The 12,735-nt window shown below is 74.6% G+C and carries 12 protein-coding genes; 5 read left to right on the top strand and 7 right to left on the bottom strand.

Features of this window, described 5'->3' with window-relative positions; translation table 11 throughout:
- Nucleotides 1-134: 134 nt before the first annotated feature.
- Nucleotides 135-890, top strand: a complete 756-nt coding sequence (locus ACF1AG_RS20285; RefSeq protein ID WP_359605351.1) for a FadR/GntR family transcriptional regulator — start codon at nt 135-137, stop codon at nt 888-890.
- Nucleotides 890-1,921: an asparaginase gene (locus ACF1AG_RS20290; protein WP_359605349.1), complete on the top strand. Its 1,032-nt coding sequence runs from the start codon at nt 890-892 to the stop codon at nt 1,919-1,921. Before ACF1AG_RS20285 ends, ACF1AG_RS20290 begins: the two co-directional genes overlap by 1 nt.
- Before the next feature lie 53 nt (nt 1,922-1,974).
- Here ACF1AG_RS20290 and ACF1AG_RS20295 read toward each other — a convergent pair whose 3' ends face one another.
- Nucleotides 1,975-3,138 carry a D-alanyl-D-alanine carboxypeptidase family protein gene (locus tag ACF1AG_RS20295; protein ID WP_391810139.1) on the bottom strand — a complete coding sequence of 388 codons (1,164 nt, stop codon included), beginning with the start codon at nt 3,136-3,138 and terminating at the stop codon, nt 1,975-1,977.
- Nucleotides 3,139-3,305: 167 nt separating this feature from the next.
- Here ACF1AG_RS20295 and ACF1AG_RS20300 point away from each other — a divergent pair, with 167 nt between their 5' ends.
- Nucleotides 3,306-4,052 carry a methyltransferase domain-containing protein gene (locus tag ACF1AG_RS20300; protein ID WP_391810140.1) on the top strand — a complete coding sequence of 249 codons (747 nt, stop codon included), beginning with the start codon at nt 3,306-3,308 and terminating at the stop codon, nt 4,050-4,052.
- Between the two features lie 319 nt (nt 4,053-4,371).
- Here ACF1AG_RS20300 and ACF1AG_RS20305 read toward each other — a convergent pair whose 3' ends face one another.
- From ACF1AG_RS20305 to ACF1AG_RS20325, 5 genes are all read right to left on the bottom strand, one after another.
- Nucleotides 4,372-5,130 (bottom strand): GntR family transcriptional regulator, encoded by a 759-nt coding sequence (locus tag ACF1AG_RS20305; protein ID WP_387797012.1) that lies wholly within the window; start codon nt 5,128-5,130, stop codon nt 4,372-4,374.
- A 136-nt stretch (nt 5,131-5,266) separates the two neighbouring features.
- Complete coding sequence (locus ACF1AG_RS20310; protein WP_391810141.1) at nt 5,267-6,235, bottom strand: acetylxylan esterase; 969 nt, start codon at nt 6,233-6,235, stop codon at nt 5,267-5,269.
- A gap of 139 nt (nt 6,236-6,374) precedes the next feature.
- Nucleotides 6,375-6,956 (bottom strand): DUF3592 domain-containing protein, encoded by a 582-nt coding sequence (locus tag ACF1AG_RS20315; protein WP_391810142.1) that lies wholly within the window; start codon nt 6,954-6,956, stop codon nt 6,375-6,377.
- Nucleotides 6,957-7,140: 184 nt separating this feature from the next.
- Complete coding sequence (locus ACF1AG_RS20320) at nt 7,141-7,896, bottom strand: ferredoxin reductase (protein ID WP_359603611.1); 756 nt, start codon at nt 7,894-7,896, stop codon at nt 7,141-7,143.
- A gap of 4 nt (nt 7,897-7,900) precedes the next feature.
- Nucleotides 7,901-8,506, bottom strand: coding sequence for a sulfite oxidase-like oxidoreductase (locus tag ACF1AG_RS20325; protein WP_391810143.1), 606 nt, complete (start codon nt 8,504-8,506; stop codon nt 7,901-7,903).
- 486 nt (nt 8,507-8,992) lie between these two features.
- Between ACF1AG_RS20325 and ACF1AG_RS20330 the strand changes: the two genes are divergently transcribed.
- On the top strand, nt 8,993-9,805 hold the full coding sequence (locus ACF1AG_RS20330) for a putative protein N(5)-glutamine methyltransferase (protein ID WP_391810144.1): 813 nt from the start codon (nt 8,993-8,995) through the stop codon (nt 9,803-9,805).
- 152 nt (nt 9,806-9,957) lie between these two features.
- Here the strand turns inward: ACF1AG_RS20330 and ACF1AG_RS20335 are convergent, their stop codons facing one another.
- Nucleotides 9,958-12,027, bottom strand: a complete 2,070-nt coding sequence (locus ACF1AG_RS20335; RefSeq protein WP_359603575.1) for a SpoIIE family protein phosphatase — start codon at nt 12,025-12,027, stop codon at nt 9,958-9,960.
- 254 nt (nt 12,028-12,281) lie between these two features.
- Here ACF1AG_RS20335 and ACF1AG_RS20340 point away from each other — a divergent pair, with 254 nt between their 5' ends.
- Nucleotides 12,282-12,653 (top strand): hypothetical protein, encoded by a 372-nt coding sequence (locus ACF1AG_RS20340; protein ID WP_359603577.1) that lies wholly within the window; start codon nt 12,282-12,284, stop codon nt 12,651-12,653.
- The last annotated feature ends 82 nt before the right edge of the window (nt 12,654-12,735 follow it).

Genomic DNA, 12,735 nt, shown 5'->3' on the forward strand with positions numbered 1-12,735 from the left:
GTGGCACCCCCATGTGGGAGGACGGTCACCCCAGGTGAGGAGGGGGTGGTGGCCCCAGGCCGGGGGTGTGGCCGGCACCACCCCGGACCCGTCCCCGCTTGACAGTCCGCGCGGGCGGCCCGCACGATCGGCCCGTGAACCTGTCAGACAGCCCGACAGGTGGTGCGGGACCGCGGCGCGTCAGCGCGACGGAGGCGGTGCTCGCCCACCTCCGCGACGCCATCGAGCGCGGCCACTACGCGATCGGCGACAAGCTGCCCTCCGAGGCGGAGCTGTGCCGCGGACTCGCGGTGTCCCGCCCGGTGCTGCGCGAGGCGCTGCGCGCACTGCAGACCATGGGCCTGACGGTGTCCCGCACCGGAAAGGGCACCTTCGTGGTCGCCGACGCCGTGCAGGACCCCACCTTCGGCGACTACACGGCCGGTCACCTCATGGAGGTGCGTCGGCACGTCGAGATCCCTGTCGCCGGATACGCCGCCCACCGCCGTACCCCGGAGGACCTGGACCGGCTGCGGGGACTGCTGGCGCGGATGGAACGGGAGACCGACACCACCGTCTGGGCGGCCATGGACACCCTGTTCCACCTCGCCGTGGCCGAGGCCGCCCAGAACCCCGTCTTCCGGCGGGTCATCGAGGAGATCCGCGACGCGCTGGCCCGCCAGTCCGCCTTCCTCAACGAGCTCGGCGGCCGCCGAGCCCACTCCGACCGCGAGCACCGGGCCATCGTCGAGGCCCTGGCCGCCGGCTCCGAACAGGACGCCGTGCGGGCCATGACCCACCACCTCGACCGTGTCGAGACCACCCTCACCGACATCGTGCGCTCCGCGCGCACACCGGGTCCGCGCACCACCCCCGCGCCGGCCCGCCACGACGACCCGCAGGCAGTGTGATGCACAGCAGTCTCCCCGCGGCCGCACCCCCGGTCCGCGCACCCCGCCACGCCCCCGTCGCCCACCTCGTACGCGGCGGGGTCGTCGAAGGCGTCCACTACGGCTCCGTCGTCGTCCTCGACGCCGACGGCACGGCCGGCTTCCGGCTCGGCGACCCCGAGGCGGCGTTCTACCCGCGCTCCGCGCTCAAGCCCGTCCAGGCGGTGGCCATGGTCCGCGCGGGCCTTCCGCTCGACGGCGACCTGCTGTCCCTCGCGGCGGCCAGCCATTCGGGCGAGGAACGCCACCTCGACGGCGCGCGCCGCATCCTCGAACGGGCCGGCCTGACCGAGGACCACCTGCGCAACGTCCCCGACCTGCCCTTCGACCCCGCCGTGCGGGACACCTGGGTGCGCGCGGGCCGGGGCCCCTCCCGGCTCGCCCAGAACTGCTCCGGCAAGCACGCCGCCATGCTGTACACGGCGAAGCTGAACGGCTGGTCGACGGACGGCTATCTCGACCCGGCCCACCCCCTCCAGCAGGCCGTCGCCGAGACCGTCGAGGACCTCACCGGGCGACGCGTCGCCACGGTCACCGTGGACGGCTGCGGCGCGCCGCTCTTCGCGGTGTCGCTGGAGGGCCTGGCCCGCGCCGCCGCCCGGATCGCGGGCGGCGCGCCCGGCACCCCCGAGCGCCGGGTCGCCGACGCGATGCGCACCCACGCCGAGATGGCGTCCGGGGCGGGCCGCGACGTGGCCGCGCTGATGCGCGCGGTGCCGGGGCTGCTCGCCAAGGACGGCTTCGAGGGCGTCCAGGTCGCGGCACTGCCCGACGGCCGCGCAGTCGCCGTGAAGATCGCCGACGGCGCCGGCCGCGCCCGCGTCCCGGTCACCGCCGCGGCCCTCACCCGCGCGGGCGTCGACCCGTCCCTGCTCACCGCCTTCGCGGGCGAAAAGGTCCTGGGCGGCGGCCGCCCGGTCGGCGGGATACGCCCGGTGGCGGGTCTGGCGGCCACGGGTCCGGGGGCCGCTGCGGAGGCGGTGTGCGCCTGAGGACGGCGTGACCCGGGGCCGGCTCTTCGGCAGCGGCCCTCCGGCGCTGACCGTCAGTCCTTCGGCACCGGCCCCCACCTGAGCCGCAGGTACACCGCCACCCCCGCCCCGCCCAGCAGGCCGGCCCCGGTGATCGTCCACCACACCGGACGGTCGTCGGTGTCGTCCTCGTGGGATGCCGACACCGCCACCGCGTCCGCCTCCGGGCCGCCCGGCGGGGCACTGCGCAGGGCGTCCAGGGAGCCGACCGGGTCGACGCGGCCGGCCGCCTCGAAGCCCCAGTCGAGGAGTGCGCGCGTCTCCTCGTAGACCGCGTGTCCGTGGTCGGAGCGGGGGTTCATGACCGTCGCCACGAGGGTCCGGCCGTCGCGGCGGGCGGCCGCGACCAGGGTGTTGCCCGCGTGGCTGGTGTAGCCGTTCTTCACGCCGATCAGCCCTCGGTACGGGGCGACCCCGTCCGCCCCCGTGAGCAGCCGGTTGGTGTTGACGATCGGATAGCTGCCGCCGTCGCGGGCCGGGAAGGTCGCCGCCGCCCGGGCGCAGTACTCCGCGAACTCGGGGCTGCGCAGCCCCGCCCGGCCGAACACGGCCAGGTCGAACGCCGACGACACCTGACCGGGCGCGTCGTAGCCGTCCGGCGACTTCACCCGGGTGTCGCGGGCGCCCAGGGCCCGTGCCTTCTCCTCCATCCGCTCTGCCGTGACCCGCCAGCCGCCGTTGAGGGCCGCCAGAACGTGCACCGCGTCGTTGCCGGAGTTGAGGAAGACCCCGTTCCAGAGGTCGGAGACGCGGTACGTCCGGTTCTCGGCGACCCCGACGAGACTGCTCCCGGGCCCGATGCCCTCCAGCTCCTCCGGGTCGACGCGGTGCCGGATGCCGGACGGCAGGGCGGGCATCACGGTCAGGGCGAACAGCGTCTTGAGGGTGCTTGCGGGCGGCAGCCTGCGGTGCGCGTCGTGCGCCGCGAGCACCGCGCCGGTGTCGGCGTCGGCGATCAGCCAGGAGCGGGCGGACAGGTCCGGGACCTCGGGCGCGCCCGCGCGCGGACGGACGTGCGTGCCGGGCCGGTACAGCAGGGACGCGGGCGCGTCCGTCGTCCGCGGCCCGGGATCGACGCCGGGTCCGGTGGTCGCCGCGGCGGGCGCCAGCGCCAGCAGGCCCGCCGCGCAGAGCACGCACCCCGACACGGCAGCCCGCGAAGCAAATCCGATAGTCATATCGCAAACGTAGGAAGGGGCGTCCCGAACACCGCGCTGCCCCGGCCGGGAGCCGCGCGCGAGCACTCGGATGCTCTTCCCGGCTTGCGGCGGCCCGGCGGGCGCCTTCTGCCCCGGTGCGCGGAAGTTTCGGGGCGGCCCCGGACGCCGCGCTCTAGGCTGGGCGGATGTTCAGCCCCGAAGGCCCCCGACTGAGCGAACTGGCCGTCCAGGCGCTGTCGTCCGTCGAGCACGGCTACGACCTCCTCGCCCCGAAGTTCGACCACACCCCCTTCCGCACCCCCGATTCCGTGCTGGACGCCACCGTCGCCGCGCTGCTGGAGTCCGGCCCCTACGACACCGGGCTCGACCTGTGCTGCGGCACCGGCGCGGGCGTGGACGTGCTGCGGCAGGTGTGCCGGGACGCCGTCACGGGCGTGGACTTCAGCACCGGGATGCTGGAGGTCGCCCGTGCGCGCAGGCGGCCCGAGGGGCCCGACACGACCTGGGTGCGGGCGGACGCGCGAGCGCTGCCGTTCGGCCCGGAGTTCGACCTCGTGGTCAGCTTCGGGGCGCTCGGGCACTTCCTGCCGTCCGAGCTGCCGGGGCTGTTCGCGCAGGTGCACAAGGTGCTGCGGCCCGGCGGTCGCTTCGTCCTCCCGGTCGTCTCACCGCCCCGGCCCGGCTCCCCGGCCAACGCGATGCTGCTCGGCTTCGACGCCGTCATGCGGGTGCGCAACGCCGTGTGGCGCCCGCCGTTCGTCATGTACTACCGCGCCGTGCGCTTCGGCGACCTGTGGCGCGGAGTGGAGCGCGCGGGATTCCGCGTGAGGTTCTGGGCCCTCCCCGAGTTCGGGCGCAGACGGGACGGCAGCCCACGGGTGCGGCTGCTCGTTGCGGAGAAGGAGGAGGGGCGGCCGACGGGCACCCGCTGAGTCCGTTCTTCGAACTCACTCGCCGCACTCCAGTGGAATTCGCAACTCACCCGCCTGGATCGGGCCGCGTGACGACGACTGCCCACGACGCGACGGGCACGCCCGCCGGCACACACCGCGCCCGGTCCCGACCGCCGGGATGACCGTGCACCTCACCGACGCCCTCGACGACGGCATCGCGCACGGCTGGAGCCTGGTCCGCATCCGCACCGGCCGCACGCGGCGACCGGGCCGTCGACGACAGCGCCGTGTGGTCGGCGGCCCGGCGGCTGCTCGCCCCCGCCCGGCAGGCCCGCGTGAGGCGCGAGCCGCCGGCCCCTCAGACCGCAGACGGCACCATGAACTCGTAGACCAGCACGTCCTGCTGGGCGTCCAGCACCAGTTCCGTCAGCTCCAGCGGCCGGGCGTGCTGGTCGTGCACCTGCCGGGTGACCCGCACCGTCGGCGTGCCCTCGATGCGGGTGATCGTGTCGCGGTGGTGCAGCGAGAGGCCCGCCCGGCGCATCCAGTCGTAGCACCGGCGCAGCTCGGCGGCGCCGGTGCCGTCGGCCCGGTCGCGGTAGCGGGCCAGCTCCTCCACCTCCGCGAGCGCCACCGCGGAGAACGATGTCACCGCCGTACGCTGCTCCCGTCGGCCGGGCGACGCGGACCAGTAGCGGTGCACCAGCGTGGGCCGGCCGGGCGCCAGCCCCAGATGCTCGGCGTGGCCGGGTGGCGGGATCTCCCAGGCGACGGTGGCCCGGGCCACCGAGTCCCGCCCCGGCCGCCGCGCGCCGAGCGGGAAACCGGCGGAGGCCGGGGCCTCCGCCGGCACGCCCGGCAGCGCGGCGTGGCTGCCCCGCCGGTCGGTGGCGACCAGCCCTTCCCGCCGCAGCAGCTCCAGCGCCTGCCGTACGGTCTCCCGGCTGACCCCGAAGTGCTCGGCCAACTGACGCTCGCCAGGCAGTCGTTCGCCGGGCGGGACGGTGCCGGTGCGCAGATCGCCGAGCAGCTCTGAGGCGACCCTCCGGTAGAGCGGCTCCCCGTCGGTGAGGGACCGGCGGGTGGGTACATGCTGGTGCGGGGTGGTGCGGGCCATGCCGCGCCCTCCTGTTGGTGACGTTCCGTGGCCGTGCGGGCTCGTTGAGCCACCAGATCTAGCATTGGTCTACACCAACAGGGAAGCCTGGTCCGTCAGTTCGGCCGGAACCGTGCGGTCCGTCGGACGCGGTCCGTCAGGCGCGGCCGCGCATCCAGCGCAGCTGCGCCGCCTCCTGGTAGGGGCCGCCGCCCTCGTGGTCGTTGAAGTCGTACACCTCGATCGTCTTGTCCTCGTGCGCCCAGGCGTTGAAGGCGGCGAACACCGTGGAGGGCGGGCACGTCTGGTCCTCCAGCGCCGCCGAGAACAGCGCGGGCGCGGTGCCGCGGGCGGCGAAGTGCACGCCGTCGAAGTACGACAGGGTGTGCCGCACGTCCGCCGCACGGCCGCGGTGCGTCTTGAGGAAGCTGCCGATCTCCCGGTACGGGTTGCGGTCGGTGACCGTCGTCGCGCGCGGGAAGTCGCAGAGGAAGGGCACGTCCGGCGCCACGCCCGCCAGGTCCGGCACCAGGCCGCCCACCGCGATCGTGATGCCGCCGCCCTGGCTCCCGCCCGTGACCACGGTCCGGCTCGCGTCGGTCAGCGGGTGCGACCGCGCCGCCTCCACCGCGCGCACCGCGTCCGTGAACACCCGCCGGTAGTAGTAATTCTCCGGTGCGTCGATGCCGCGCGTCATGTAGCCGGGGAACGCCGGACCGGACCCCACCGGATCCTCGGTGCCGCCGCCCCCGCCCCACGCGCTGCCCTGCCCGCGGGTGTCCATCACGAAGTGCGCCCGGCCGGTGGACGCCCACAGCAGATGCTCGTGCGGCAGCCCGCGGCCGCCGCCGTACCCGACGAACTCCACCACCAGCGGCAGCGGTTCACCGGCACCGGCGGGCAGGGTCAGCCAGCCCTTGACGGGGTGGCCGCCGAACCCGGCGAACGTCACGTCGAAGACCTCCACGGTCGTCAGCCCCGTGTCGACCGGCTCGAACCGCGCGTCCAGGTCTGACCGCCGCGCCTCCTCGAGCGTGCCGGACCAGAACGCGTCGAAGTCCTCGGGCTCCGTGGACGCGCTGCGGTACGTGCGCAGCTTGTCGGGGGAGAGGTCGAACAGGGCCATCTGGGACCGCCTTCGTGAAGGGACCGTGCGAAGCGAGGACACGGTACGTGGATCATGCGGCGGCCCGCCAGGGCGCGGGGGAGAAGGCACTGGTGAGCGGCGTGGAAAGCGTTTGCTCCGGGCGGGTTCCGTCGAGGGCTCAGACGCCGCGGTGCGTCCACAGCGGACCGGTACGGGCCCAGTCCCGTTCCCACTCCTCCAGCCGGCGGCGCAGTGCCGCCCGCCGCACCGCGCGGTGCGCGAGCAGCAGCACGGCCGCCGTGCTGCCGGCGGCCAGGGTGCCCATGCCGACCCCGTACTGCCACACCGACGCGTCGTCGACCGGCGGCAGGACCTCGCGGCCCCGGGAGTCCAGCCAGACGTGGACCGCTTCGCCGGGGCGGACATGCGCGGGGACCCGCGCCAGGGCCGTCCGGGTGCTCCCGTCCGGGTCCGTCCAGCGTACGGTCGCCCGGGTGGAGTGCCGCCGCTCGGACCCGGAGGAGGCATGTGCCTTCGAGGGGCGCTCCAGGACCTCCGCGCGCACCCGGTGACGCTCGGCGCGCTGCTCGTCCGCGGCCGCCCGCGCGTCCGCGTACGTCCACCGGGTGGTGAGCACGCCCGCCAGCGGCACCGTCAGGCACAGCAGCACGGCCACGGTCAGCGCCGTCCACGCCTCGACGACGTCCGACCGGCGGCACAGCGGCCCGCGCCGTCGCCGGGACAGCACCCGCGTTCGCATCCTGCGCCTCCCCTCGCCGTCCACCGCAGCCGCGGGGGTGACGGGCCGAACGGGGCGGCGGACCCAGCGGCTCCGGAACTCGTCTCATCACGTCGCGCGCGGAACTGGTGCGGGCCGGGTGCCCCCGCGGCGGGCGCGCGAAACGACGCGGGCCGCGGGTCCCCCGTACGGCGGTGAGGCCGGGTCAGCCGAAGCGCTCGATGCGGATGCGCTCCACCGGCTGACCGGCGGCCACCAGCAGCCGGGAGGCGTGCTCGGCGAACGAGTTGGAGCCGCACACATAGGCCTCCCACCCGCCGGGAGGCTGCTCGGCCAGGAGCGGCGCCACATGTGCGGCGGCCATACGTCCGACGGCCGTGCCCTCCGGGGCGCTGCGGGTGAACACCGGTGCGGTCTCCGGACCGTACTCGCCGGCGTAGATCAGGTCCTCGGGGCTCCGCGCCGACACCAGCAGGCGCAGGGGCAGGTTAATACCGCGGGCGCGGTGGTGCCGCACCATCGACATCAGCGGAACCACGCCGGAGCCGGCGCCCAGCAGCAGTGCGGGCCGGTCGCCCGGCCAGGCGAAGAAGCCGCTGAGCGGGCCGCGCATCTCGATCCGGTCGCCGGGACGGGCCACCGTGTGGAACCAGCCGGAGACCTCGCCGTCCCGCACATGGTCGAGGGTCAGCTCGATGTGCCCGGAGTCGTCCGGCGCCGAGGCGATCGAGTAGTGGCGCTGGGCCGTGTACCCGTCCTCCGAGACCAGCCGCACCAACAGGTGCTGGCCCGGCACATGCCCCGGCCAGCCCGGCACCGCGAACCGGAAGGTCGACACGCGGGGCGTCTCCCGGCGGATCTCCGTCAGCGTGGCCGTCCGCCACACCGACGCGGTCCGCTCGCTCACGCCGATGCGCCCGGGCACGGCGAACCGTGTGGCCGGCGTCGCCGGCCGCGTCATCTGCTCAGTCACCGGAGTACCGCTGTTCCTCCCACGGGTTGCCCCGCGCGTGATAGCCGTTGCCCTCCCAGAAGCCCGGCTCGTCGTGGTCCAGCAGCCGCAGCCCGGCGATCCATTTGGCGCTCTTCCAGAAGTACAGGTGCGGCACGATCAGCCGCGCCGGGCCGCCGTGCTCGGCGGGCAGCGGCTCGCCGCCGTACTCCCATACGATCCAGGCCCGACCGCCGGTCACGTCGGCGAGGGGGAGGTTCGTGGTGTACCCGGTGTGCGAGTACGCCACCACGTGCGAGGCGGACGGCAGAGGCCGGACCTGGTCCAGGAAGGCGTCCAGCGAGACGCCCCCGAACCGCACGCCGAACTTCGACCAGCCCGTCACACAGTGGATGTCGCCCTCGTACGCGTCGGCGGGCAGCGCGTGGGCCTGTCCCCAGTCCCAGGTGCGGGGCTCGGCCACCAGGCCGTCGATCCGGAAGGTCCAGTCCTCGGGCGTCAGGTCGGGGGTGACCTCGGCGGACAGGACGGGCCACTCGTCCCGCGCGTCGTACTGGCCGGGCGGCAGCCCGGGGTTGTGCACGCGGGGACGGCCGGTGAAGCCGCGGGTGATGTTCACGTGATCGGCGATTCCGTTGCGGGTGGTGCTGATGCGTTTCCTGGCCCAACGGTACGTGGTGTGCGAGAGGCGTGCGGTACGGGGCGGTGTGGCGCTGTGCGTCCGGGGCGAGGCGCGTTGCCGCCGATCCGCTGCCGTGGAGGGGCGGCTGCGGGCCGTGGTGGGCCGAGCGCACAGTTCCCCGCGCCCCTGCAGCGCGCTGCACCGGCTGCGGCGCAGTGAGGGCGGGCGAGGAGCCCGTACCCGCCGCCGAGCTGGGGGCCGTCGGCGGCTTGTCGCGCAGTTCCCCGCGGCCCTGGAGGGCGCCTCACCGCCGGGGTGATCGTCGGGTAAGGTTGCCGTCCGGCCGCGGACCGACCCGGCCTCGACCAGGGAGGTGAGACCCATTACCGCTTGTCAGGTCGGGTGCTCTCGCCTCGGAGCGACACGGTCCACCCGGAGCGGGTGACCACGGGAGCGCCCTTCGGACCCCGAAAGGCCAGGCTCTTGCCCCACCGTTCCGACCCTTCTGCTCATTCTCCCGTCCTCCCGTCCCGTGACGCGGTCGCGGCCACGCTGCGCGTGGCGGGCTGCGTCTTCGCCGAGGACGAGGCCGACCTGATCCTCGCCGCGGCGAACGGCGACCCCGGCGCCGTCGAGGGGATGGCCGCACGCCGCGCCGCCGGACTGCCCCTCGAACTCGTCGTCGGCTGGGCCGAGTTCGCCGGCCTGCGGATCTTCGTGGAACCGGGCGTCTTCGTACCCCGCCGGCGCACCGAGTTCCTCGTCGAGCAGGCGCTCACCCTCGCGCCGGACGCCTCCGTCGTCGTGGACCTGTGCTGCGGCTCGGGCGCGGTCGGCGCGGCGCTGACGGTCGCGCTGGGCGCGGCGGACCTGCACGCCGCCGACATCGACCCGGCAGCGGTGAGCTGCGCCCGCCGCAACGTCGCGTCCCTCGGCGGCCACGTCCACCAGGGCGACCTGTTCGACGCGCTGCCCGCGCGGCTGCGGGGCCGGGTGGACGTCCTCGCGGCCAACGTCCCGTACGTGCCCAGCGACGAGATCGCGCTCCTCCCCGCGGAGGCCCGCGACCACGAGCCCCGCGTCGCCCTGGACGGCGGCGCGGACGGCCTCGACATCCTCCGCCGCGTCGCTGCCGAGGCCCCGGGGTGGCTCGCCCCGGGCGGCCACCTCCTGATCGAAACGAGCCCGCGCCAGGCCCCGGAGGCCCTGTCGGCCTTCATCGAGTCGGGCCTCGAAGCCAGCCTCGCGGTCTGCCGGGAACGCGCGGCACGGGTGGTGACCGGCAGACGGCCGTAAGGGTGGGGCACGCCGACACGTCCGGACGCCGGCGTCGGGTGTCCCTCACGGCTGCGCCCGGCCCGTGAGCCAGAGACTCGGGCACGCGGCTCGGCGGCGCTCGGGGCCGGAGGTGGCCCGAGGCCCGTGACAGGGCGCCGCGCCCCGCGTTCTCAGTCCCCGGGTGCCGTCACCCGGGCGATCAGCAGGGCCACGTCGTCGAAGTTGTCCGGCTCGTGCAGCGTGCGGAGGAGGAGTTCACAGACGTCGTCCAGGGAGCGGGACGGGGTGTCGAGGAGGTCGAGGAGGCGGTCCAGGCGGGCGTCCAGCGGGTCCCGGCGGGTCTCCACCAGGCCGTCGGTGTAGAAGACCAGGCGGTCGCCCGGCTCCAGGTCGACCTCGGTCGTGGCGAAGGCGACCCCGCCCACTCCCAGCGGCACGCCCGTGGGCAGGTCCAGCAGCTCGGGCGTCCCGCCGGCGCGGATGCGGGCCGGGGGGAGATGACCGGCGTTGGCGATGACGCAGCGCCGCTCGCGGGGGTCGTGGACGGCGTAGACGCAGGTGGCGATGGCCTCGTCGAGTTCGACGGTGATGCGGTTCAGGTGTTCCAGCAGCACCGCCGGGTCGAGGCCCAGGGACGCCAGCGTGTGGGTGGCGGTCCGCAGGCGGCCCATCGTGGCGGCGGCCGGGATGCCGCTGCCCATCACGTCGCCGACGACGAGCGCCGTACGGTCGTCGTCCAGTGGGATCACGTCGAACCAGTCGCCGCCGACCTCGCTGGTGGCGCCCGCCGGCTGGTAGCGGGAGGCGACCTCGAGTCCGCCCGTCACGGACGGATGGCTGGGCAGCAGGCTGCGCTGGAGCGTGAGCGCGGTGTCGCGGGCGTTCTGGTACCAGCGGGCGTTGTCGATCTGCACGGCCGCCCGCGAGGCCAGCTCCCGGGCGAGCAGCAGGTCGTCCTCGTCGAACGGCCGGGGGTTGCGCGTCCGGATCAGGTCGATCGCCCCCAGCACCTCCCCGCGCGCGATCAACGGCACGGCCAGGTACGAGTGGACGCCTGCCCGGGCGAGTATCTCGGCGGCCTCCGGGGAGCGGGCGATCCGCAGCAGGTCCTCGTCCTTGGCCTGCGGCACCATCACCGGCAGCCCCGTGCGCACGCACTCGGTGATCAGCCGGTCCGGCGCGTACCGGATCACCTCACCCGGCGGGTCGGCGGCCGGCACGGCGTCGGACGCGTCGACCCAGCGCACCGCCAGCGCCCTCATCAGCGCCGGCTCGGCCGGGCCGAGGACGGTGCGCCGGCCCCGTACGACCGCGTCGAGCAGGTCCACCGCGGCCGCGTCGGCCAGCTCCGGGACGGCCACGTCGGCCAGCTCGCCGGACGTACGGTCCAGATCCAGCGTGGTGCCGATCCGCGCGGAGGCGTCGGCGATCAGCGCGATCCGGCGGCGCGCCGTCTCCGCCTCGGCGTTCGCCCGGTACTGGTCGGTTATGTCCACGACCGAAACGGCCACGCCCAGCACCGTGCCGAGGGCGTTCTCCAGCCGGTACAGGGACACCGTCCAGGCGTGGTCGGCGTCCGGGTCGGCCGGGGTACGGCCGGTCATCGAGCGGTCCACCACGGGACGTCCGGTCCGCAGCACCTCCCGGGCCGCCTCCTCGATGTCCGCCGCGTCCACCAGCGGCAGCACCTCCCGCATCGTGCGGCCCAGATGCTCGTCGGCCGTCAGGCCGTCCATCTGCTCCAGCGCCGGGTTCACCGACACGTACCGCAGATCCGAGTCGAGGACCGCGAGACCGATGGGGGACTGGGCGACGATCCGGGTGGACAGCGCCACGTCCTGCTCCAGCCGCCGCACCGTGGACTGGTCGACCGCGAGACCGAGGGCGTAGACCTGACCCTCGTCGTCCAGCAGCCGCATGTTGCGGAACTCCACCAGCCGGGTCCCGCCGTCCCTGCGCCGGATCGGGAAGGCCCCCGCCCAGCTCCGCCCGGTTCGCATGACCTCGGTGAACAGCTCCTTCACCAGGTCGAGGTGCTCCTCGTGCACCATGATCCGGGCGGCGTACCGGCCCAGCGCCTCCTGGGCGGTGTAGCCGAACAACTCCTCCGCCTGGGGACTCCACAGCACGATCCGACCCTCGGCGTCCAGGACGATCGAGGCCACGCGCAGGACGTCGAGCAGCCCGCTGGGACGCGCCGGACCGTCCCCGCCGGCCGGGAGTGACCACGCTGCGCTCATCCCACGCCCCGCCTTCGCCGAGTCCGCGGCACGCCGTCGCCGCGCCGCCGTCCCTTTGTTGTACCGCGCGCGAGGGCGATTTTCCGCCGCTCCTGCCGTCCCGTTCCTGCTCTCCCCCCATCCTGGCCGGTGACCGCGGCCACGTCATCGTGGAAGGAGCGCGCGGGGGGTGCGCGGGTAGTGCGTTCCGGCGTGCGGTGCTTTGCTGAGGTAGGGCGGGGGACGGTGGAGTGACCACGAGAGGAGCGATCACGATGGTCAGCGAGCCCACGCACCCGGAATCCGTGTCGGTCGAGATCAGCGGATGCAGCAAGGACGACGCCCGGATCGTCTTCGACACCCTGTGCGCCTGCTTCTCGTCGGACCGGTGCGCCGACGACGTGCCCGAGGAGCTGCACGAGACCCGGCCCACGGTCTGGCTCGGCACGTTCGACGTGGCCGACGCGGGCGAAGGGAAGGCCCGTCCCGCACGGCTGTCCTCCTCGGTCGACGCCGACGCGCACGGCGGCTACTGGGCGATCGACCGGTTCCGCACCACGCTGGACGACCTGTTCCGGGTGAGTGACCTGAGCAAGGTGTCCGGCGACCAGGAGCGCGAACTGCACGTCCGCCTCGAGAGCAGGTGAGTGCCTGCGGATGAGCCGGGACGGAACGCTGTGCCCTCCGTCACCTCCATTATGCAACTAGTTGCATAAGCCGGTGCGCGTG

It is taken from the genome of Streptomyces sp. NPDC014764 (genome assembly GCF_043082785.1).
Classification (GTDB): domain Bacteria; phylum Actinomycetota; class Actinomycetes; order Streptomycetales; family Streptomycetaceae; genus Streptomyces; species Streptomyces althioticus.